This is a genomic window from Streptococcus pluranimalium, from assembly GCF_002953735.1.
Taxonomy (GTDB): domain Bacteria; phylum Bacillota; class Bacilli; order Lactobacillales; family Streptococcaceae; genus Streptococcus; species Streptococcus pluranimalium.
Genome location: NZ_CP025536.1, coordinates 851,138 through 873,029 on the forward strand (window position 1 = coordinate 851,138; position 21,892 = coordinate 873,029).

General features: G+C 37.9%; 18 protein-coding genes and 1 pseudogene. 13 read left to right on the forward strand and 6 right to left on the reverse strand.

All coding sequences use genetic code 11. The features are described 5' to 3' along the window. Positions 1–9 precede the first annotated feature (9 nt). Positions 10–692 (forward strand): annotated as a pseudogene (locus C0J00_RS04470) (GNAT family N-acetyltransferase). Positions 693–729: 37 nt separating this feature from the next. On the opposite strand, the gene C0J00_RS04475 reads toward C0J00_RS04470, so the two are convergent. From C0J00_RS04475 to C0J00_RS04485, 3 genes are all read right to left on the reverse strand, one after another. Next, on the reverse strand, positions 730–1,566 hold the full coding sequence (locus C0J00_RS04475) for a sugar ABC transporter permease (protein WP_104967748.1): 837 nt from the start codon (positions 1,564–1,566) through the stop codon (positions 730–732). After that, a complete protein-coding gene (locus tag C0J00_RS04480; protein WP_104967749.1) occupies positions 1,566–2,927 on the reverse strand; it encodes a carbohydrate ABC transporter permease in 1,362 nt (453 codons plus the stop codon). The genes C0J00_RS04475 and C0J00_RS04480 overlap by 1 nt, the downstream gene beginning before the upstream one ends. Before the next feature lie 357 nt (positions 2,928–3,284). Beyond that, complete coding sequence (locus tag C0J00_RS04485) at positions 3,285–4,517, reverse strand: extracellular solute-binding protein (protein ID WP_104967750.1); 1,233 nt, start codon at positions 4,515–4,517, stop codon at positions 3,285–3,287. A gap of 693 nt (positions 4,518–5,210) precedes the next feature. Between C0J00_RS04485 and C0J00_RS04490 the strand changes: the two genes are divergently transcribed. The 5 genes from C0J00_RS04490 (at position 5,211) to C0J00_RS04510 (ending at position 12,441) form a co-directional block, all read left to right on the forward strand. Further along, positions 5,211–6,236 carry a LacI family DNA-binding transcriptional regulator gene (locus C0J00_RS04490; protein ID WP_104967751.1) on the forward strand — a complete coding sequence of 342 codons (1,026 nt, stop codon included), beginning with the start codon at positions 5,211–5,213 and terminating at the stop codon, positions 6,234–6,236. 159 nt (positions 6,237–6,395) lie between these two features. Further along, positions 6,396–7,937: a 4-alpha-glucanotransferase gene (malQ, locus tag C0J00_RS04495; protein WP_104967752.1), complete on the forward strand. Its 1,542-nt coding sequence runs from the start codon at positions 6,396–6,398 to the stop codon at positions 7,935–7,937. Next, positions 7,930–10,191, forward strand: a complete 2,262-nt coding sequence (glgP, locus tag C0J00_RS04500) for a glycogen/starch/alpha-glucan family phosphorylase (RefSeq protein WP_104967753.1) — start codon at positions 7,930–7,932, stop codon at positions 10,189–10,191. The genes malQ and glgP overlap by 8 nt, the downstream gene beginning before the upstream one ends. A 206-nt stretch (positions 10,192–10,397) precedes the next feature. Further along, positions 10,398–11,198 (forward strand): transporter substrate-binding domain-containing protein, encoded by an 801-nt coding sequence (locus C0J00_RS04505; RefSeq protein WP_104967754.1) that lies wholly within the window; start codon positions 10,398–10,400, stop codon positions 11,196–11,198. A gap of 424 nt (positions 11,199–11,622) precedes the next feature. After that, positions 11,623–12,441, forward strand: a complete 819-nt coding sequence (locus C0J00_RS04510; RefSeq protein WP_104967755.1) for a transporter substrate-binding domain-containing protein — start codon at positions 11,623–11,625, stop codon at positions 12,439–12,441. A 156-nt stretch (positions 12,442–12,597) separates the two neighbouring features. Here the strand turns inward: C0J00_RS04510 and mnmE are convergent, their stop codons facing one another. Beyond that, positions 12,598–13,965: a tRNA uridine-5-carboxymethylaminomethyl(34) synthesis GTPase MnmE gene (gene mnmE, locus C0J00_RS04515; RefSeq protein ID WP_104967756.1), complete on the reverse strand. Its 1,368-nt coding sequence runs from the start codon at positions 13,963–13,965 to the stop codon at positions 12,598–12,600. 15 nt (positions 13,966–13,980) lie between these two features. Then, positions 13,981–14,697 carry an XRE family transcriptional regulator gene (locus C0J00_RS04520; protein ID WP_104967757.1) on the reverse strand — a complete coding sequence of 239 codons (717 nt, stop codon included), beginning with the start codon at positions 14,695–14,697 and terminating at the stop codon, positions 13,981–13,983. Between the two features lie 138 nt (positions 14,698–14,835). On the opposite strand from C0J00_RS04520, the gene rpiA reads away from it, so the two are divergent. The 6 genes from rpiA to C0J00_RS04550 all read left to right on the forward strand — a co-directional run bounded on the left by rpiA (position 14,836) and on the right by C0J00_RS04550 (position 19,966). Next, the gene (gene rpiA / locus C0J00_RS04525) at positions 14,836–15,507 is read left to right on the forward strand and encodes a ribose-5-phosphate isomerase RpiA (RefSeq protein ID WP_104967758.1); all 672 of its coding nucleotides are present in this window, start codon (positions 14,836–14,838) and stop codon (positions 15,505–15,507) included. 104 nt (positions 15,508–15,611) lie between these two features. Continuing rightward, positions 15,612–16,823 (forward strand): phosphopentomutase, encoded by a 1,212-nt coding sequence (locus C0J00_RS04530; RefSeq protein WP_104967759.1) that lies wholly within the window; start codon positions 15,612–15,614, stop codon positions 16,821–16,823. A 12-nt stretch (positions 16,824–16,835) separates the two neighbouring features. Beyond that, the gene (gene arsC, locus C0J00_RS04535; protein WP_104967760.1) at positions 16,836–17,243 is read left to right on the forward strand and encodes an arsenate reductase (glutaredoxin); all 408 of its coding nucleotides are present in this window, start codon (positions 16,836–16,838) and stop codon (positions 17,241–17,243) included. A 16-nt stretch (positions 17,244–17,259) separates the two neighbouring features. Continuing rightward, positions 17,260–18,069, forward strand: a complete 810-nt coding sequence (locus C0J00_RS04540; RefSeq protein WP_104967761.1) for a purine-nucleoside phosphorylase — start codon at positions 17,260–17,262, stop codon at positions 18,067–18,069. A gap of 417 nt (positions 18,070–18,486) precedes the next feature. Then, complete coding sequence (gene deoD / locus C0J00_RS04545) at positions 18,487–19,197, forward strand: purine-nucleoside phosphorylase (RefSeq protein WP_104967762.1); 711 nt, start codon at positions 18,487–18,489, stop codon at positions 19,195–19,197. Between the two features lies 1 nt (position 19,198). Then, on the forward strand, positions 19,199–19,966 hold the full coding sequence (locus C0J00_RS04550; protein ID WP_104967763.1) for a LytR family transcriptional regulator: 768 nt from the start codon (positions 19,199–19,201) through the stop codon (positions 19,964–19,966). A gap of 11 nt (positions 19,967–19,977) precedes the next feature. On the opposite strand, the gene C0J00_RS04555 is transcribed toward C0J00_RS04550, so the two are convergent. Then, on the reverse strand, positions 19,978–20,889 hold the full coding sequence (locus C0J00_RS04555; protein ID WP_104968836.1) for a LysR family transcriptional regulator: 912 nt from the start codon (positions 20,887–20,889) through the stop codon (positions 19,978–19,980). A 295-nt stretch (positions 20,890–21,184) separates the two neighbouring features. Here C0J00_RS04555 and pyrF point away from each other — a divergent pair, with 295 nt between their 5' ends. Further along, the gene (gene pyrF, locus C0J00_RS04560) at positions 21,185–21,883 is read left to right on the forward strand and encodes an orotidine-5'-phosphate decarboxylase (RefSeq protein WP_104967764.1); all 699 of its coding nucleotides are present in this window, start codon (positions 21,185–21,187) and stop codon (positions 21,881–21,883) included. Positions 21,884–21,892: the final 9 nt, after the last annotated feature.

The following is a 21,892-nucleotide window of genomic DNA, read 5'->3' on the forward strand; positions in this document are numbered from 1 at the left end:
GGTAGTAGGATGAAAACAAATCATTTTGGACAGTTAGTTGGTGATTCATTGGCCATTGTTTCTCCAGGGAGATTTCCGGACATTGAAGTGCTATCTGGTCAGACAGTCAGGATTGAAAAAGTAAACGTAAGTCATTTTGATGATCTTTTTGCTGTTTATAGCTCCTTGACTTCTCCGGAAAAGTTTACCTATATGCCATTCAGTCAATTCGAGGATAAAGAAGAGTTTGGCGCTTTTTTTCAAGAATTACTAGTCCCTATTACTTAGCGATTATTGATCAGTCGACAGGAAAAGTAGTTGGATGTTTCTCTCTGATGCGTATTGATACTCGAAATCGAGTTATTGAGATGGGTTGGGTAATCTATTCTGATAGACTTCAGAAAACCAAATTGGCTACAGAAGCACAGTACTTAGTAATGACATATGTTTTTGAAGACTTATGTTATCGAAGGTATGAGTGGAAGTGTGACTCTTTGAATGAAGCTTCTAGGAGAGCAGCGGAACGACTCGGTTTTACCTACGAAGGAACGTTTAGACAAGCAGTTATCTATAAAAATCGAAACAGAGATACCAATTGGTACTCAATTATTGATAAAGAATGGTCGGAGAAAAAAAGCCGATTAGAAGCTTGGTTAGATGATAGCAACTTTGATACTAATGGAAAACAGATTAAGCCACTCAGAGAATGTTAGCAGTAAAAAAACTTTGGAAGAGCTCCAAAGTTTTTTCTTATTTAACAGAACCACCAGTAATCCCTTCAACATAGTATTTTTGCATAAACATGAAGAGGAGGGTAATCGGAACGGCAATGAGGACAGAACCTGCTGTAAATGACATAAACCATTTATTGATAGTATCGGGTTGAAGCATTGAGAAGAGTCCAATGGCAACCGTATATTTACTAGTGGCATCACCAAGAATAACTTGGGCAAAGATGAAATCCATCCAAGGACCAATAAAAGCTATAAGGGCTGTATAAACAATGATTGGTTTTGAGAGCGGTAGCGTAATCTTGAAGAAAATATCCTTACGGGTCGCACCATCAATCATAGCAGATTCATCCAGAGAGTATGGAATGGTATCAAAGAACCCTTTGGCAATGTAAAAACCGAGTGCTGCTCCAGATGAGTACACTAAGACTAAGGCTGTTAAGGATTGTGTTAAATTAAGAGCTTTTAAAATATAATAAACAGCAATCATGCTCATAAAACCAGGGAACATATTCAATACAAGTGCTAGTTTTAAAAAACCGTTGCGGAATTTAAATTTAATACGGCTGAGTGAGTAAGCCATGGCAACTGTGATAAACGTTGAAATGATACATGTTGCTAATGCGACAATAAGGGTATTGATAAACCATTTCCCAAATGGGAAAGACTCATTTGTAAAGAGATTAATGTAATTCTCTAAAGTCCAGGTTTTGGGGATGAAATAATTAACGTAAGCAGTACCCTCGCCACGCAAACTAGTTAAGATGACCCAGGCGATAGGAAAGAGCCAAATAATGGAAAGGACAATGAGTAGGGTATAAATAAATCCTAATTGCATACGACGTTTTGATTTCATTATTTAACAACTCCTTCCTTATAAGATGCTGTGCGCGTGTAAGCTAGTAAGCTAAAGCTAGCTGAGAGCACAAAGATCAAAATACCGATAACAGAAGCTAGGTTGTAGTCTGCAGCTGTAACGGTCAGTTTGTAGAGCCATGTTACCAAGAGGTCGGTAGAGCCTGCTTGATAGAATTTTGAGTTAACAGGTCCACCACCCGTGAGGAGATAAATAACGTTAAAGTTATTGATATTTCCGATAAATTGTTGAATCAAGGTCGGTGTCATGATTAAGAGAATCTGTGGGAAAGTGATGGATTTGAAGATCTGGAACTTGCTAGCACCATCGATTTCGGCAGCCTCGATTTGCTCTTGTGGGAGATTCATGATGATACCGGTTGCAACAAGCATGGTAACAGGGATACCTACCCACATGTTAACAAATATAATAGAAAATTTAGCCCAGAGCGGGTCTGACAGAAATGGTAGCCCTTGGCTAATGAGACCAAGTTTTTGAAGCAAGATATTGAGAGGCCCTTCATCATTAAGCAAATTACGCATGATGAGTAGGGAAATAAATTGTGGTACTGCCATAGTAATGACAAAGATAGTCCGCCACATTTTTTTGAATTTTAGACCTTTGGTATTAATCAAAAGGGCTAGAAGAATACCAAAAAAGAAGTTCGTTACCGTTGCGAAAACTGCCCAAATTAGGGTCCAAGAAAGGACAGGGAAGAAAGTACCAGCCATACGACCACTTAGGATATTTCCAAAATTGGTAAAACCAACCCAGTCAAAGAGTGATTTAGGTGGCAAATGATTGTGATCGTAATTGGTAAAAGCCAATGAAATCATATAAATCAAAGGCAAAATGGTAAATAAAAGTACCCCAATCATTGGAATTGCCATAAGAGTCATATGAAAGCGACCGTTAGATAAGGTTGCTAGATCTTCTTTAAAACTAGGGATTTTAGTATTGTCGCGTTTAATGACATAAAGATTACGGGCACTTTTTAGATTACACCAATAAATATAGGCAAAAACCAAACAGAAGATGATAGAGGCGAGTCCAAAGATAAGCATGAGCATGGAGTTATCACCTTCAACAGCCACGGCAATTTCGATACCATTGACAGTCTTAGTCGCCATACCTTGTTCCTTGGTGCCAAGTGTGATTAAATTTCCAAATGCTGGAATAACTTGTGTGACAAGGGCAATCAGAAATACGACTTCAGTTGCTAAGAATAAGATGCCCTTTATGATTTGTTTGTTAGCCAGATTGGCGAATCCCATAATGAGGGCAGATAACTTAATATCCCATCCACCTTTAGAAAGTGCTTGAGGGACACTGACGTCATCGTAAAAGTGGGACTTAGTCATAGTTTTCTCCTTTAAGTGTGATTGAATTTCTACTGGATAAATCAGCTAAATACGGAGGTTAGTCAATTTAGCGAATAGGAATTCAGATAAATATATCAAATGAACTAACAGTTTATTTGATTCCTCACTCAGTTAAACTATCCTTAAGAAGCCTGTCTAGGGCGCAGATAACTTTCTAGTTAGTTAGAAATATAGCTAGTTTGTTAGCTAAAATCTGACTTCCAAAACTATAAATTAGAATGAAAAATCTATCGCTGATAATTCAAAAGAATATAAAAAGGCGGAGTGTTCTCACAACACATCTGTTGGAGTTAATCTCCGCCTACTAGATTGATTGCAATGACAACTTAATAAGGATTATTTAGAGTCAGCTAGATCTTTATCAAGTTGTTTTAATTTTTTGAGGTAATCGGCTTCTTTAATTTTACCATTGTAAGTGTCAGAAAGGATAGCGGCACTTTCTGTCCAGAAGGCTGTCATTTGACTAAGTTTTGGCATAACAACAGTATATTTATCTGAAGAGCCCATGGTAATAACTGTCTTGGCAAGTTGATCGTTTTGAACGTCGTCAGATTCTTGAACGTCCTTGTTCGAAGGGACAATAGAACGTTTTTCAAATTGATTTTCTTGGCTGTCTTCGCTAGTTAAGTACGAAGCTAGCTGATAGCTAGCAGCAATGCGTTCTGCATTACCTTTAGCAGGTGCTTGGTTGACAGCGTAGAGTTTAACACCCAAGAAGGCTTTTTGCTGTACATCTTTATCGCCAATTTTGATAGTTGGGTAGGCTGCGATACCAAGTTTGTCTTCACCGATGGATTCTTTGGCTGTTTCGTAATCCCATGGTCCTGATTCAAAAGCAGCGATTGAGCCATCACCAAACTTAGACATGGTGTTGTTAGCATCTACGTTGACAAAACCTTTGTTATCTTTTTGACTAGCAATCCATTTTAGAACGCTGACACCGGCTTCATTTCCCCAGTTTGTACCTTTAACATCTTCTCCGTCCTTACCAAATAGTGTATTGCCGACAGACATAAAGAGTGGGGCGATGTGGTAGGCATTGACTTCTTTTAAATTAGCACCAAAGGTAGCATTGTCTGTGATACTTTCGTATGATTTGACTTGTTCTTCAGAAAGTTTTTCTTTGTTGTAGTAGAGAACTTGTGATTCGATCCCAAATGGGAAGGCATAAGTTTTCCCTTTATATTGTGCACCGGCAAGAGCTTGTTCAGTTGATTCTTTTTTTATTTCCTTAGCGTATTTTTTTGGAAGGGCTTGGATAGCGCCAGATTCTACCAATTGACCGAGTTGGTCATGCGGAAGGGAGAAAACGTCTGCAGCAGCGCTAGGGTCCTTTTTAATTTTTTCTTGAGCTTTTGGATCTTCAGATTCAACAACTTTAACTTTGAAGCCTGAATCTTTTTCAAATTCTTTAACAATTTTTTGATAAGATTTTTTAGCTCCTGTTGGTACCCAAAGTTTAATAGTATCTTTTGAAGCAGCATTGACTTCGGTTGTACTTGTGACAGCGACTCCACCAATAAGTGAGAGGCTTGCTCCGAATAATGCGACTTTTTGCCATGATTTCATAGCGTTTTCCTCCTAAGAAAATTATTGATATCTTTATTATGCAATCGCTTGCAAAAAATGTCAAGTCTTATTTTACAAAAATCAAAAAAATTTTTAAATAATCCTTATGTTAAGTTTAAGTTTTTTGTTCAAAAATATCTATAACTTAAAGCAATCGATTGCGTATAACGGGGTGTTTTAGCGATAGAATTCAAAAATATAAAATCTTTCAACGCTTTAGAAATACTTTGATTTTTTGGTTTGCAAGACCAATCGACGAGTGATATGTTGATAGTGATAGAATGAAGGTGGTTTTAAATAATCGTCTTTGAAACTATAATTAGCAGCTTCTTAGTCAGTTTCTCTGAATAGTTATTATCTAAAGCAAGATGATGCTAAAGGAATACCACTTGTAAAGAATACTATTTGGTTGTTTGTAGACCTCTTGCTCAAACTAGAGTTTTGATGACCATTATACTCAAACAGCTTTCTTTTAACGTCAGTCTTTTGATGGAGGAATTGCCAATTTTACTCAGTCAAAAAGCTAAAAAGCAATCGCTTGCAATGTGATAAATGCTTTTAATACAGGTATAAAAGCATCGTAGATAACATGACAATAAGATGTTTATTGCAAAAAATGGCAAAAGTATTGAAAACGCTTGTGAAGTATTGTAAACTAGAACAATCAAAAGTATAGGTAAAGGAGTTTAGACCATGGCTACTATAAAAGATGTTGCAGAAAGAGCTGGTGTAAACCCATCAACTGTTAGCCGAGTCTTGAAAGATAACCGTTCTATTTCACAGAAAACGAAAGATAAGGTTAGAAAAGCTATGGCTGAGTTAGGCTATGTCCCTAATGTCGCTGCTCAAATGCTAGCAAGTGGTTTGACTCATAACATTGGTTTGGTTTTCCCGCCACTAGCAACACCGGACCGCTTAAGCGAACCCTTCTTCATGCGCATTCTTTCGACGATTACGCATGAAGCGAAGTTGAAGGATTTTACCATTTCGATCGCAACAGGTACTTCGCTAGATGATTTACTAGATCAGGTAACCTTGATGCACCAGCAAAAACGAGTTGATGGTTTTATTATTTTGTATTCTGATCAGAATGATCCTATTAGGGATTATTTATTGAAAAATAAACTACCTTTTGTGATCGTGGGAGCACCAGAGGGCAATGAAACACAGATTACATACATTAATAATGATAACCAACTGATGGGAAAAAGTGCTGTCGAACATCTTTACGAAAAAGGGCATAAAGATATTTATTTTATCACGGATGATTTAAAATCAGAAGTTGCTTCGGAACGTTTTATGGGGTATGTCAAAGGTATGATGCGACTAGATTTAACTTATCACCCAATGTTTCTATTTGACCCAGCAGATGCTAAAAAAGTGGATGAGCTAATGACTGCAATTGAAACTGAAAGGCCAACAGCTCTGGTTGTTATTTCTGACCGGGTGACGATTCGCTTAATGCAATTGCTTTCTTATTATGGCTTAAAAGTACCGGATGATATTTCCATTATCACCTTTAACAATTCCATCTTTTCAAAGCTTATACACCCCTATCTAACCACTTTTGATATTCATGTGGATCATTTAGGAGAGACTAGCTTTAAGCGATTATTGACTATTATTCAGTCTAAGCAAGAAGAAAAAAGTGAACAAATTATTGTTCCTTTTACGCTGAAAGAGAGAGAGTCAGTTAGAAATTTAAAGAAAAATCAGTAAATTCCAAACATTTCACAAAAATCAATGTAAAAGCCTTGCCATCAAGGCTTTTTTAGTTATGATAAAAGAGAAAAATAAAAATTCGAAAAAATCATTGACTTACGCAAGCGTTTGCGTTATGCTTTTTATAGCAAAACAAAATAAAAAGGGGAAAGTAGTATGAGTCAACGTGAAAGTGGTATCCTCATGCATATTTCTTCTTTACCCGGTCAATTTGGGATTGGCTCGTTTGGTAAAGAGGCTTATGACTTCGTGGATTTTTTAGTTGAGACGAAACAGACCTATTGGCAAATTCTGCCGTTAACAACAACTAGTTATGGCGACTCGCCTTATCAATCATTTTCTGCTATTGCCGGAAATACACACTTTATTGATTTGGCTTATTTAGCAGAGTCTGGCTATTTATCAACGGATGATTATCAGGGGATTTCATTCGGGGATAATCAAGAAGAAGTAGATTATGCTTTAATTTACAAAAGACGTCGTCCAATTTTAGAAAAAGCTGTAAAGGGTTTCTTGTCAAGCACAGAAGGGCTATCCTTATTAGAAACTTTCGAGTTTGAAAATAGCTGGGTTTCAGACTTTGCTGACTTTATGGCTATTAAAGAACACTTCGGTAGTAAGGCCCTTCAAGAGTGGGAAGACAAGGCTATTGTTCAGCGAGATAAGTTTGCATTGGAAAGTTATCGTGAGAAACTTTCAGATGTCATTCTCTATCATAAAGTGACACAATATTTCTTCTACTCACAGTGGCTAGATTTGAAGACTTACGCTAATGAGAATGGTATCCAAATTATTGGTGATATGCCAATTTACGTATCAGCTGATAGTGTTGAAGTTTGGACGATGCCAGAGTTATTCAAACTAGATGCTGAACGGCGTCCACTCTTCATTGCAGGTGTCCCAGCAGATGAATTTAGTGATACTGGTCAACTTTGGGGAAACCCTATCTATAATTGGAATCTTCATGAAGAAACTGGCTATGCTTGGTGGGTTTATCGTATTAAAGAGAGTTTTAAAATCTATGATAAGCTCCGCATTGACCATTTTAAAGGTTTTTCTGATTTTTGGGAAATCCCTGGAGGGGACGATACAGCCATCAACGGTCATTGGTCAGAAGGTCCTGGCTATAAGCTGTTCGAGGCTGTCAAAAATGAACTTGGTGAATTGCCAATCATCGCTGAAAACTTGGGATACATCGATGAAAAAGCTGAGAAATTACTGGCTGAAACGGCTTATCCAGGTATGAAAATCATGGAGTTTGGCTTCTATGATATTGAAGGACAAAGTATTGATATTCCACACAACTATACGCCGGATACAGTTGCCTACACCGGGACACATGATAATGAGGTAGTCAATGGTTGGTACGCCAATCTAAGCGAGGAGCAACAAGCCTTTCTAAATACCTACATCCATCGCAGTCAGGATGAAAAAATCACAGAAGCCATGCTACGAAGCTTGTACGCTAGTGTGAGTCATATTACCATTGCCACCATGCAAGACCTACTGGATAAAGATGAGACCTCACGGATGAACACCCCAAATACGCTCGGTGGTAACTGGCAATGGCGGATGCTTGCAGAAGATTTAACACAAGACAAGAAGGACTTTTTAACAAGCATCACTGAGCTATATGCTCGTGCTAACACATCACTCGTCACAACAAAGAAACAATTAGAGGAAGAGGACAATGACTAAAGCATTTACAACCTACTTAAACGATAAGGGGCAGGATTTAGCCTCACTAAGTAACGAAGCAATCTATCAAGAATTGCTCCATTATGTTAAAGAAACTGCCGAAAACATGCCAAAAAATACGGCAAAACGAAAAGTTTATTATATTTCAGCTGAATTTTTGATTGGTAAATTACTCTCAAATAACCTTATTAATTTAGGTGTTTATCAAGAAGTTAAAGAGGCTTTATCAACTGTTGGAAAATCAATCAGCGAGGTTGAGGATTTAGAACCAGAACCATCTCTTGGAAATGGTGGCCTAGGTCGTTTGGCATCTTGTTTTATTGATTCAATGTCAACTTTGGGCATTAACGGCGAAGGTGTTGGTCTCAATTATCATTTTGGGCTCTTTAAGCAAGTCTTCAAGGACAACCAACAAGGAGCGGAGCCAAATGATTGGATTCAGGATGAGTCATGGCTCATTCCAACAGATGTACACTATGACGTACCCTTCAAGGATTTCACCCTTCGTTCACGTTTGGACCGTCTGGATATTCTAGGTTATCATCGAGACAGCAAAAATTATCTTAACCTTTTTGATATTGATGGGCTTAATTACGACTTGATTGAAGACGGCATCACTTTTGATAAAACAAAAATCAAAGAAAACCTCACCCTCTTCCTTTACCCAGATGATTCGGATAAGGCTGGAGAATTGCTCCGTATCTACCAACAATATTTCATGGTGTCTAACGCAGCGCAGTTATTGATCGATGAAGCCATTGAACGTGGGTCAAATGTCCGCGACCTTGCTGATTATGCTTACGTGCAAATCAACGATACGCATCCTTCAATGGTTATTCCAGAATTGATTCGTCTCTTGACGGAAAAACATGGTTTGACATTTGAAGAAGCAGTGACGATTGTTAAAGAGATGGTGGGGTATACCAACCATACTATTTTGGCAGAAGCCTTGGAAAAATGGCCGCTTGATTACCTCAATGAAGTAGTGCCACACTTAGTTACCATCATTGAAAAACTAGATGCACTAGTTGCCAAAGAGGTTTCAGATGTTAATCTCCACATTATTGATGAGTCAGGCCGTGTTCACATGGCGCATATGGATATTCACTTTGCAACAAGTGTTAACGGTGTTGCAGCGCTTCATACTGAAATTCTTAAAAACAGTGAATTAAAGGATTTCTATGAGCTTTATCCTGAAAAATTCAATAATAAGACTAATGGTATTACCTTCCGTCGTTGGCTGGAATTCGCTAATCAAGACTTAGCAGCTTATGTGAAAGAATTGATTGGTGATGACTACTTGACTGATGCGACAAAACTTGAAAAATTAGTGGCATTTGTGGATGATTCAACTGTTCATGAACAATTGGATGCTATTAAATATCAAAATAAATTACAGCTAAAACGTTACCTCAAAGAACACAAAGGAATTGATTTGGATGAGCATTCTATTATTGATACCCAGATCAAACGATTCCATGAGTACAAACGTCAACAGATGAACGCTCTTTATGTCATCTACAAATACATGGAAATCAAACGTGGACATCTTCCAAAACGCAAGTTGACCGTTATCTTTGGAGGTAAAGCTGCGCCGGCCTATATTATCGCTCAAGATGTCATTCACTTGATTTTAAGCTTGTCAGAATTGATTAATAATGATCCAGAAGTTAGTCCTTATCTCAATGTTCATTTGGTTGAAAACTACAATGTTACTGTGGCAGAGCATTTAATTCCAGCAACGGATATTTCAGAACAGATTTCTCTAGCTTCTAAAGAAGCCTCAGGTACTGGTAATATGAAATTTATGCTTAATGGTGCCTTGACTTTAGGAACAATGGATGGTGCTAACGTTGAGATTGCTGAATTAGCAGGAATGGATAATATTTATACATTCGGGAAAGATTCTGATACCATTATTGACCTTTATGACAGGGCTGGATATGTTTCTCGTGATTACTATGAATCTGATGAGAGAATCAAAGAAGCAGTCGACTTTATTCTCTCAGAGGACTTGCTAGCAGTTGGTAATCAAGAACGTTTAGAGCGTTTATATCATGAATTGCTTAATAAAGACTGGTTCATGACCTTGATTGACCTTGCAGAATACATTGATATCAAAGAGAAAATATTGACAGATTATGAAGATCGTCAAGCATGGAATCGTAAAGTTGTGCATAATATTGCTAAAGCAGGTTTCTTCTCTTCTGACAGAACGATTGCTCAATATAATCAAGATATCTGGCATAGTTAAGCTATAAAATAGCTTATATGTCATGATTAAGGAGTTGGGAAACCAGCTCTTTTTTACTGCTCTTATCTAGAATTGAACAACAAATGTTGTATAATTAAACTAAAATATACGTTAAATGCGGAAAAATATAAAATAATGCTTGACTTTTGAATAAAAATGAAATATTATTTTTTAAAAAATAAATAATATTCATTAAGGGGATTGTTATGAAAAAAGTTTTATTAAGCGTCACAGCAGTATTGTTAAGTGCTAGTTTGGTAGCCTGCTCATCAAACGCAAAGGAAGATCAATTAGATAAGATAACGAAAAAAGGGAAAATGGTTGTTGCTATGAGCCCAGAATTTGCTCCCTTTGAATTTAAAACACTAATTGATGGAAAAGATACCATTGTTGGGGCTGATGTTGAAATAGCCAAAGCAATTGGGGAGGAACTTAATGTTGAAGTGGAGTTTTCAGCGATGAGTTTTGATAACGTCTTGGCTAGTCTGAAATCCGGTAAAGCTGATATAGCCATTTCGGGGATTTCAGCCACGAAAGAGCGTCAAAAGTCCTATGATTTTTCAGATAGTTACTATGAGTCTAAGAATGTTATGATGGTACTAAAAGATAAACTTCAAGATTATAAAACATTTGGTGATTTTGACAATCAAGCAGTTGTCGTTCAAAAGGGAAGTATTCAAGAGACCATTGCCAAAGACACGCTTAAAGATGTTAATATCACACCCTTGACAAAAGTAGGTGAAATGGTGGCCGAGGTATCAAATGGAAAAGTTCAGGCTCTTGTACTAGAAGAAGCTATTGCGAAAGGCTATGCCGAAAAGAATAAAGACCTTGCCATAGCAGAAGTTGAATTACCTTCAGATGAGGCAGATTCGTATGCTGTTGCTATGCCAAAAGGTAGCAAAAAACTAACCAAGAAAGTCAATGATATTATTAAATCCTTGAAAGAAGAGGATAAAATCAATGCTTTTGTTCAAGAAGCCTATGATTTGTCAGTAAAACAGTAAGGTATTGATTAGGAAAATAGCTTACTTTGGACTACTTGGAGGATACTTGAATAACAGATAAGATCTAGGTGATAAGATACGACAGCGTAGCGGTAATAGTGTTAATTGACGCTTCAAAAGAATTCTGTAAAAGAACAGCTAATTAAAAGTTTATTTAGTGACCTTGTTTATCACATTGGCTAAGTTAAGAAATGGCTTAATTCGTCGAAAACTTTTTTCAGGTGTTTGTTACCAAAACGGAAATTCCCTTAATTACTAATCAGTTTAGGGATGTAGTATGATTTGCTAGAAATCCATTATTTGAAAGATGCGGTTATATAAATTATCTACATTCAAGGGATATTTGAATAAAAATACAGATTGTTGTTGACTTTTATCGAAAATACTGTATAATATCATTATTATAAGATATCGAGGATTAATTATGACATTGAAAAAATTAATTTTAGGAGCGACTCTCCTTGTTTCTGCTGTAACCCTTACAGCTTGTGGCTCTTCTGAATCATCTGATTTACAAGAAGATATTAAAAAAGATGGCAAATTAGTTGTTGCCGTCAGCCCAGACTATCCTCCATTTGAGTTTAAAGCTTTAGTAGACGGTAAAGATAAGGTTGTTGGAGCTGATATTGATTTAGCGCAAGATATTGCTGATGAATTAGGTGTAAAGCTTGAAGTATCAACCATGAGTTTCGATAATGTTTTAGCGAGTTTAAAAACTGGTAAAGCAGACATTGCCATTTCAGGATTATCAGTGACTGAGGAACGTAAGAATGCTTATGCATTTTCTGAAGCTTACTACACAACAGAAAATGCTATATTAGTCCGCAAAGAAGATGAAGGAAAATATACTAACTTAGATCAATTAGCTGGTAAAAAGGTTGCGGTTCAAAAAGGCAGTATTGAAGAAAATCTTGCAAAGGAACAATTGAAAGACTCTCAAGTTGTTCCGCTAACAGCGATGGGTGAAGCTATCAATGAATTGAAGTCTGGTGTTGTTGATGCTGTTGATTTGGAAAAACCAGTTGCAGAAGGTTATATCGCACAAAATAATGATATTGCCTTAGCAAAAGTTGCCTTGAAAGTTGGAGATGGTGATGCTAAAGCAGTTGCTATGCCAAAAGGTAAAGGAAGTCAAGAACTACAAAAAACAATTAATAAAGTTATTGCTAAAATGGAAAAAGATGGTATTTACAAACAGTACATCTCTGATGCGGCAAAATTAACTGGAAAAGCAGTCGACTAATCTCAAAGAAGTGGTTTGACAAAAATAAGAACACAAAATGGCTAAGAATAACGTTTTTTTAACGATGTTATTCTTAGCCATTTTATCTTGTTCAATTTTTCAATAGAAATCCTAAACTTGATTTAAGTTTGAAATAGAGGAACTCTGTCTTAGTTTTTATTTACCGAGACAGAATTGGCTGAAAAGTTGGGTAATGAGTTCATCAGGGGCAGCATCTCCAGTGATTTCTCCTAAAATCTCCCAAGTTCTAGTCATGTCAACCTGAAGAAGATCTACGGGCATCCCGAGTTCTAAACCTTCGTTAACAGCTTTTAAGCTATCAAGGGCTTTTTCAATTAAGGAGATGTGACGAGCGTTTGATAGGTAGGTAGCGTCTTTTTCAACCAAGCCTGCGTTTTCAAAGAAAAGTTGGTTGATACGCTCTTCAATCTGATCAATATTTTCATTTTTTAAAACAGAAATGGCGATGACATCGTCAGGCAGTTGTTCGGTTTCAATCTGCTGCTCTAAGTCTGTCTTATTTAAGAGTACGATACGATTGCTATCTTTACTTATCTCTAATAGTGTGCGATCTTGTTGAGTTAAAGCTTCAGAAGCATTTAACACTAGAAGCACTAAATCAGCTTCATTAAGAGCTTTTTTAGAACGCTCTACCCCAATGCGTTCAACGATATCATCGGTATCACGAATACCAGCTGTATCGATCAGCTTAAGGGGAACGCCTTTGATATTGACGTATTCTTCAATCACATCGCGTGTCGTTCCTTCAATATCAGTTACAATGGCTTTTTCTTCACGGAGTAGATTATTAAGGAGACTTGATTTACCGACATTGGGACGACCAATGATAGCAGTCGACAGTCCCTCACGAAGGATTTTCCCACGCTTAGCTGTCCGTAAAAGATTTTCTAAAAGCGCTTGAAATTCTTGTGTTTTTTCCCGCATGAGAGCAGTTGTCATTTCTTCAACATCATCGTATTCAGGGTAGTCAATGTTAACTTCAACTTGTGCTAGGGTGTTTAGAATTTCTTGACGAGTATTATCAATGAGTGTTTTTAAGGAACCATCCAATTGTTGAACGGCAACCGCCATAGCCTTGTCAGTCTTAGCTCGAATCAAATCCATAACAGCTTCAGCTTGGGTCAAGTCAACTCGGCCATTTAGGAATGCTCGCTTGGTGAATTCACCAGGTTCAGCCATACGAGCGCCTGAGCGAATCAAGAGTTGGAGGATTTCATTGGTGACTGCTACCCCGCCGTGGGTATTAATTTCAACAACATCTTCGCGTGTAAAAGTCTTGGGTTCACGCATGACACTAACCATAACCTCGTCAATAATGTCATTATTGTCAACGATGTGACCATAGTTAATGGTATGACTAGGGACGTCGTTGAGATTTTTCCCTTTAAAAACTTTCTGAGCAATCGCAATAGCCTGACTTCCAGACAGGCGGACGATACCAATAGCCCCTTCTCCAAGAGGAGTAGAGATAGCTGTGATGGTATCAAATTCTTTGGTAATCATAGAGTTCCTTTCTGATTAAATAGCCACAGTTGTATCACGACCAACAACTTGATAAATTTTGATATGAGTATCTTCTTCGGGTGGGAAGGGAAGAAGGATGTCGTCATAGTCTGGATTAATAGAAACTAGCCGGAGTTGTTCCTTCTCCAAATAAACTTGTTTTAAAAAGGTTTGGTCATTAATGGCTACGGCACAAACCTCACCATTATAAGAGGTAAAGCCACGGTCAACGAGATAGACAACATCTCCGCTTCGATAGGTTGGATACATGGAATCACCATTAACGATAGAGGCGAGATCATAACGGGGAGGTTGAGAGGAAACATGAACCGTTTCAAACTCATAATCGTTAAAAGCATAACCGAGTCCAGCAGCTAGTCGGGTAACAGTTTTAACGGGATAAAGCGATGAGATGGTTTCTTGTTTTTCAGCTTCTTGTTGAGCCAGTTGCTGACTGAGAAAATCCAAAACTTGCTCTTGACGCTCTTGATCAAGTTTTTGGAAAATAATTTGATAATCTTCTTCTGAGATACCTAAGAGCATCTCCGGTGATAAATCTAGTGCTTCAGCAAACTGGGGAAGGCGATTTAGTGGAAATTCTCTTGTTTTATTAAGATAACAAGAGACAGCTGATTTAGCCATGCCTACTTGTCTGGATAATTGACTTAGTGATAAGTTTAATTCTGACTTTCGTTGATTGATTAGCTCGATGATCTCGTTATTGGTGTTCATGATTTCTCCTTATGACAATGCTTGCTTATTATAGCACCGTTCTCTAAAAAGAACAAGCCTAAAAAGTCAACAATAATTCGTTAACAAGGATTCGCTTTCATGTTATAATAGGTGTAAGTATTCTATAAGGAGTTTTTAATGGAAGCGTTGAAAAAATTAGCTGGTCTAAAAGCCGCTGAGTATGTCACTGATGGTATGATAGTTGGTCTGGGAACGGGATCAACTGCCTATTATTTTGTCGAAGAGTTAGGCCGTCGTGTCAATGAAGAAGGTCTCTCCATAATTGGGGTGACAACATCTAGTCAGACAACAAAACAGGCAGAAAGTTTAGGCATTCCATTGAAAGCTGTTGATGATATTGATATCATTGATCTTACGGTCGACGGTGCAGATGAGGTGGATCCTCAATTTAATGGTATCAAAGGTGGAGGTGGTGCTCTACTTATGGAAAAAATCGTCGCAACGCCAACCAAAGAATACATCTGGGTTGTTGATGAGTCCAAGATGGTTGAACAACTTGGTGCCTTTAAATTACCTGTTGAAGTCGTTCAATACGGTGCTGATCGTCTTTTCCGTTATTTTGAAAAAGAGGGATTCAAACCATCTTATCGCCAAACAGATGATCAACGTTTTGTCACAGATATGCAAAATTACATCATTGACCTTGATTTAGGAAAAATCGAAGATCCAATCGGTTTTGGTAAGCAACTAAAAGCTATGGTTGGTGTTGTTGACCATGGACTTTTTAACGGAATGGTTAATAAAGTTATTGTTGCAGGTCAAGACGGTGTTAAGGTCTTAGAAGCCTAACCTTATTCTCACTGACAGTTCTGATTATTTCGTTAATTATTTTATAACAAGTTGTTATACAGGTAGTAGGGTGCTAACCGTAACCACCCTTAGATAGGAAAAATATGTCTACATTTGATCGTATTCACTTAGTGGTACTGGATTCTGTTGGGATTGGTGCTGCACCAGATGCCAATAATTTTGTTAACGCAGGGGTTCCTGATGGGGCTTCTGACACCTTGGGTCACATTTCCAAAACGGTCGGTCTCAATGTGCCAAATATGGCTAAAATAGGGCTTGGTAACATCCCCCGTGAGACACTACTTAAAACCGTTCCTGCTGAGGAAAATCCTACTGGTTACGTGACCAAGTTGGAAGAAGTTTCTCTGGGTAAAGATACCATGACCGGTCACTGGGAAATCATGGGGCTTAATATCACCGAGCCATTTGATACTTTCTGGGATGGTTTTCCGGAAGACATTTTGACCAAGATTGAAGAGTTTTCCGGTCGAAAAGTCATCCGTGAAGCTAATAAACCTTACTCAGGAACTGCTGTTATCGATGATTTTGGTTCTCGCCAAATGGAGACAGGAGAGCTTATCATCTATACCTCAGCTGATCCTGTGCTACAAATCGCTGCGCATGAAGATGTGATTCCCTTAGAGGAACTCTATCGTATCTGTGAGTATGCTCGATCTATCACCCTTGAACGCCCAGCGCTTCTTGGTCGTATCATTGCTCGTCCATATGTTGGAGAGCCAGGTAACTTCACACGTACGGCAAATCGTCGTGACTTAGCCGTTTCCCCATTTGAAGAGACGGTTTTGAATAAATTGGCTAATGCAGGGATTCCAACTTATGGTGTCGGTAAAATCAACGATATCTTCAACGGTTCAGGAATTACCCATGACCAAGGGCATAATAAAGATAACAACCATGGGGTGGATACTTTGCTCAAAACCCTTCAAGATCCAGCATTTACCAAAGGTTTCTCATTTACTAATCTAGTCGATTTTGATGCTCTTTACGGTCACCGTCGTAATGCTCATGGCTACCGCGATTGTTTAGAAGAATTCGATGCCCGCTTGCCAGAAATCACAGATCTCTTGGGGGACAAGGACTTACTTCTCATCACAGCAGACCACGGCAACGACCCAACCTATGCTGGAACGGACCATACGCGTGAGTACATTCCGCTCTTGGCTTACAGCCCATCCTTTACAGGTAGTGGTGTTATTCCACAAGGGCATTTCGCTGATATCTCAGCAACCGTTGCGGACAACTTTGGTGTTGACACCGCCATGATTGGGGAGAGTTTCTTGAATCACTTAAAATAAAGGAGATTGGGAATGGAAGAAATTACTATCTATCACAACCCAAATTGTGGCACTTCACGAAATGTCTTGGCTATGATTAGACATGCTGGTATTGAACCAACAGTCATTGAGTATTTAAAAACACCACCTAGTCGTGAGCAGTTGCTTGATTTACTGGATAAGATGGGCATCACTCCTGGAGAACTATTAAGAAAAAATGTTCCTGAATTTGATAAGCATGGCTTATCGGATCAGACTTTATCTGATGAAGTCATTATTGATGCCATGATGGCAGATGCTATTTTAATTAACAGACCGATTGTTATGACCAGTAAGGGAATAAAATTATGTCGTCCATCTGAGGCATTGCTGGATATTCTTCCGGTTCCTTTACCAAGTCCATTCATAAAAGAGGATGGTGAAAGCATTCACCCTAAATAATAAATAAGGAGATAGTATGTCATTATTAGAGAAAATTAGAGTTACACAATCATTCCTAGAAAGTAAAGGAATTCAATCACCAGAATTTGGCTTGATTTTGGGTTCGGGTCTTGGAGAATTGGCAGAAGAAATCGACAATGCAATCGTTGTCGATTACGCTGATATTCCCAACTGGGGACAATCAACGGTTGTTGGCCATGCCGGGAAATTAGTATATGGTGAATTAGCTGGACGTAAAGTTTTAGCACTTCAAGGACGTTTCCACTTCTACGAGGGGAATCCTATGGAAACAGTCACTTTCCCTGTTCGTGTCATGAAAGCATTGGGTTGTGAAGGTGTTCTTGTGACAAATGCAGCAGGAGGCATTGGCTACGGCCCGGGTACCTTAATGGTTATCAATGACCACATTAATCTGACAGGAACAAATCCTCTTATTGGTGAAAATTTAGAAGAGTTTGGCCCACGTTTTCCTGATATGTCAGATGCCTATACTAAAGCATACCGAGAAGTGGCTCATCGGGTCGCTGAAAAACAAGGTATCAAGTTGGAAGATGGGGTTTATATAGGTGTTACGGGTCCTACTTATGAAACACCTGCAGAAATTCGCGCCTTTAAAACAATGGGAGCAGATGCTGTCGGTATGTCAACAGTACCAGAAGTTATCGTAGCAGCACACTCTGGCATGAAAGTTTTAGGGATTTCAGCAATTACGAATTTTGCAGCTGGTTTCCAATCAGAGTTAAATCATGAAGAGGTCGTAGAGGTTACAACACATATCAAGGAAGATTTTAAAGGCTTGGTCAAAGCCATCTTGGAAGAATTATAAAATGCAGTATTTCAATACTATCTGATCGAACAAAATTGTATTTAAATACTATTGCCATTGAGAAGATTTAGCTTACCACATTGTCTATTAACATTAGTTCACTTTCTAAAAGTTGCTAACTTTTTACTGCTAAACAGAAACTAGCAGATGTGAGTTCTCTATATTTTAATTCAATCTATAAACGTCGATAAAAATACTCTCTATTAGATGTAATCGCGGTTACTTACCTTCCTATATGAGCTTATTTTCTATCATTAAGCTAAAGGGGAAAGAACGTTTGTTCGTTTTGATTTTAATTTAATCTTTTTCTTTAAAAATCGGCTATTAACTTACGTTTTTACTTCAACATTTTATATAAAAAAATAAGAAAGGAAAGAGAGCTTGTTCATTTTCTGATCACTCTCTGTATCATAACTTATGTCTATTCATATTTCCGCCGCTAAAGGCGATATTGCTGATAAAATTCTTCTTCCAGGAGATCCGCTACGTGCTAAATTTATTGCAGAAAATTTCTTGGAAGATGCGGTTTGTTTTAACGAAGTTCGTAACATGTTTGGATACACTGGAACTTACAAGGGTCAGCGTGTTTCGGTTATGGGCACTGGGATGGGGATGCCTTCGATTTCTATCTATGCTCGTGAATTGATTGTTGATTATGGAGTTAAAAAGCTAATTCGTGTTGGTACAGCCGGGTCTATTGATCCAAATGTCCATGTTCGTGAATTGGTTCTTGCTCAAGCAGCAGCGACAAATTCTAATATTATTCGCAATGATTTTCCAGAGTACGATTTTCCTCAAATTGCCAATTTCCAATTACTTGATAAGGCTTACCATATTGCTAAAGATCTGGGTCTAACAACACATGTTGGTAATGTCTTGTCTTCTGATGTCTTTTATTCAAACATGCCAGAACGTAATATGAAGCTGGGCGAATTGGGTGTTAAAGCCATTGAAATGGAAGCAGCAGCTCTTTACTACCTTGGAGCACAACATGGTGTTGATACCTTGGCTATCATGACAATTTCTGATAGTTTAGTAAATCCAGACGAGGATACAACAGCTGAGGAACGTCAAAACACCTTTACGGATATGATGAAGGTGGGACTAGAAACACTGATTTCAGATTGATATGAGTATAGATACTGATAAAATTGCTGTTCTCCTCGACTTATATGCCTATCATCAATTGTTAGAAATTTTAGATGAAACAATTAATGATGAAACTTTCTTTCTGTTGGAAAGTTTGAAGGAGCGTCGTGAGTTAAATGTTGCCTATCTGTTCAAGAAAGAAGACGAAAGAAAACAATGCGAAACGTATTTTAATCAGCCATTGCTATCTAATGCTTACGAGGAAGAGTTACTAGCTAATTATATTTTTGATTTGGAAGCGAAGTTGCGTAATGGTAAGATTATTGACTTTGTTAGAGCTGTTAGTCCTATTTTGTATCGCTTGTTTTTAAAAGTTCTTGAAAATCAAGTGCCAGAATTAGCCGACTATATCAATAATTCTAAGTCATCTCAATATGATACTTGGAATTTTCATAAGATGCATGCGTCTCGCAATAACATAATCACTTCATATGTTTCTGAAAAACGCGATGGCAAGGTAACCTCCAGTAGTTTATCAGAGTTAATTCAGTATACTGATTTGGATGAGAGAATCAAAAAGACAGTTTCTGAATTAAGAGAATTTGAAAAATCTGTTCGAAATCCTTTAGCGCATTTAATACTCCCTTTTGATGAGGAAGAGTTACATCGAACCACCGGTTTCTCATCACAAATCTTTTTAGCTAAAATTATTGATTTAGCTAGGAATTGTGGTGTGGTTTATGATCGAGAAAACTTTTATTTTGATCAAATGAATAGTCTTATATTAAGAGAATTAAAAAATGATTGACCAAATGTCAATCATTTTTTTTTGAATTGTACCTCTTCAAGTAAATAGTCGATGAATTTTTCACCCATTTTGGAGAGGTTAGCTTTTTCGTGTTTTAGATAAACAATATCAATTTGGTCGTCAACATCTAAGGGGATTGATACGATGTTATCACCGTTGAGTTTACTATTCAATACTCCCGTAGCAATCGTATAGCCATCAAGGCCAATCATTAGATTGAAGAGGGTTGCTCGGTCTGATACTACAATGGATTTAGGGTGAGGAATTTGAGCCATTATTTCTTCAGAAAAGTAGAAAGAGTTGTGAACTCCTTGGTCATAACTGAGGTAAGGGAAGTCTACTAAATCCTCTAATTGGATAATCTCTTTGTTTGCTAGTGGATTATCTTTGCTAACAAAAATATGTGGTTGTGTAGAGAAGAGATTGGTTGCTACCAGATGATTATCATCGAACATTTTGGTTAAGACATCTCTATTGTAGCTATTGAGGAAAAGGACACCAATTTCAGAGCGAAAGTTTTTAACGTCATCAATGATTTCATAAGTTCTGGTTTCACGTAAGAAAAGTTCGTACTTGGTCATATCGGTTTTGTTTAATAGTGAAACAAAGGCGTTGACAACAAAAGCATAGTGTTGAGATGATACGCTAAAAAGTTCCCTTTGGGTTGTCGGATTTTTATAACGTTCTTCGAGAAGATCGGTTTGCTCAATGACTTGTCTAGCATAAGAGAGAAATTCTACGCCATCCTTAGTCAAAGTGATTCCTTTAGGATTGCGAATGAAAATCGTAATTCCCATCTCTTGCTCTAAGTCACGAACAGCATTGGAAAGGCTAGGCTGGGTAATATAGAGTTGTTTAGCTGCCTCATTCATTGAGCCAGTTTCTACAATCTTAATGATGTATTGTAATTGTTGAATTCGCATAAAGATATTGTAACACAAAGGAGACTGAAAGATAAGTTAATTTCAAAAATTCTCATTAAAAGTCTCAAAAAGACAGATTATATTTTGACATCCCTTTGATAATTGGCTATAATGAATGCAACTAAATCACCTTTAACTAAGTCCAGAGAGGCATAGAAGGTTGTGGTCTGCGGATCACTTTCGAAATAAGATGACCAGATTCTTTATAAGAACTGGTTTAAAAAGGGATTGATCCTTGTTTTCGTAAAGCCTTGCCGTATCTGGTGAGGCTTTTATTTTGCAAAGGAGACAGTAATTGTTTGAAACGAGACCCATCATTGCCCTTGATTTTCCTGATTTTGACAGTGTAAAGGCATTTCTAAAGAAATTTCCAAAAGGAGAAAGTCTTTATGTCAAAATAGGAATGGAACTCTATTATGCTTGTGGCGCTGAGATTGTTTCCTATGTTAAATCCTTGGGACATAGTGTATTTCTGGATTTGAAGCTACATGACATACCTAATACCGTTGAGTCAGCCATGAAAGTTTTAGCTAAGCTAGGGGTTGACATGACCAATGTGCACGCAGCTGGTGGTGTTGAGATGATGGCTGCAGCCAAACGTGGTTTCGGTGACCAGGGAGTTCTCATTGCTGTGACGCAGTTAACGTCAACTAGTCAAGAACAGATGCAAGACAATCAGAATATCCAAACTACTTTGGAGGAGTCTGTCAGACATTATGCTCGAAAAACGGCAGAAGCTGGCTTGGATGGTGTGGTATGCTCAGCACATGAAGTGATTTCTATTAAGGACGCCACGTCATCTAACTTTGTCTGTTTGACACCTGGAATTCGTCCAGCTGGTTCAGAAATTGGCGACCAAAAGCGCGTGATGACTCCGAGCCAAGCTAAGGCTGCTGGTTCAGATTATATTGTTGTTGGAAGACCGATAACACAGGCTCAAGACCCCTATCAAGCTTATCAAGCGATTAAGTCTGATTGGAATGCTGCATTATAAAAAATGATG

Excerpts from the sequence above, each read along its gene's own strand:
- arsC (WP_104967760.1), top strand. The coding sequence starts at position 16,836 with ATGGAAGAAATTACTATCTATCACAACCCAAATTGTGGCACTTCACGA.
- C0J00_RS04540 (WP_104967761.1), top strand. The coding sequence starts at position 17,260 with ATGTCATTATTAGAGAAAATTAGAGTTACACAATCATTCCTAGAAAGT.
- C0J00_RS04505 (WP_104967754.1), top strand. The coding sequence starts at position 10,398 with ATGAAAAAAGTTTTATTAAGCGTCACAGCAGTATTGTTAAGTGCTAGT.
- C0J00_RS04520 (WP_104967757.1), bottom strand. The coding sequence starts at position 14,697 with ATGAACACCAATAACGAGATCATCGAGCTAATCAATCAACGAAAGTCA.
- deoD (WP_104967762.1), top strand. The coding sequence starts at position 18,487 with ATGTCTATTCATATTTCCGCCGCTAAAGGCGATATTGCTGATAAAATT.
- C0J00_RS04555 (WP_104968836.1), bottom strand. The coding sequence starts at position 20,889 with ATGCGAATTCAACAATTACAATACATCATTAAGATTGTAGAAACTGGC.
- C0J00_RS04485 (WP_104967750.1), bottom strand. The coding sequence starts at position 4,517 with ATGAAATCATGGCAAAAAGTCGCATTATTCGGAGCAAGCCTCTCACTT.
- rpiA (WP_104967758.1), top strand. The coding sequence starts at position 14,836 with ATGGAAGCGTTGAAAAAATTAGCTGGTCTAAAAGCCGCTGAGTATGTC.
- mnmE (WP_104967756.1), bottom strand. The coding sequence starts at position 13,965 with ATGATTACCAAAGAATTTGATACCATCACAGCTATCTCTACTCCTCTT.
- C0J00_RS04480 (WP_104967749.1), bottom strand. The coding sequence starts at position 2,927 with ATGACTAAGTCCCACTTTTACGATGACGTCAGTGTCCCTCAAGCACTT.
- C0J00_RS04510 (WP_104967755.1), top strand. The coding sequence starts at position 11,623 with ATGACATTGAAAAAATTAATTTTAGGAGCGACTCTCCTTGTTTCTGCT.
- C0J00_RS04490 (WP_104967751.1), top strand. The coding sequence starts at position 5,211 with ATGGCTACTATAAAAGATGTTGCAGAAAGAGCTGGTGTAAACCCATCA.
- C0J00_RS04530 (WP_104967759.1), top strand. The coding sequence starts at position 15,612 with ATGTCTACATTTGATCGTATTCACTTAGTGGTACTGGATTCTGTTGGG.
- C0J00_RS04550 (WP_104967763.1), top strand. The coding sequence starts at position 19,199 with ATGAGTATAGATACTGATAAAATTGCTGTTCTCCTCGACTTATATGCC.
- C0J00_RS04475 (WP_104967748.1), bottom strand. The coding sequence starts at position 1,566 with ATGAAATCAAAACGTCGTATGCAATTAGGATTTATTTATACCCTACTC.
- malQ (WP_104967752.1), top strand. The coding sequence starts at position 6,396 with ATGAGTCAACGTGAAAGTGGTATCCTCATGCATATTTCTTCTTTACCC.
- glgP (WP_104967753.1), top strand. The coding sequence starts at position 7,930 with ATGACTAAAGCATTTACAACCTACTTAAACGATAAGGGGCAGGATTTA.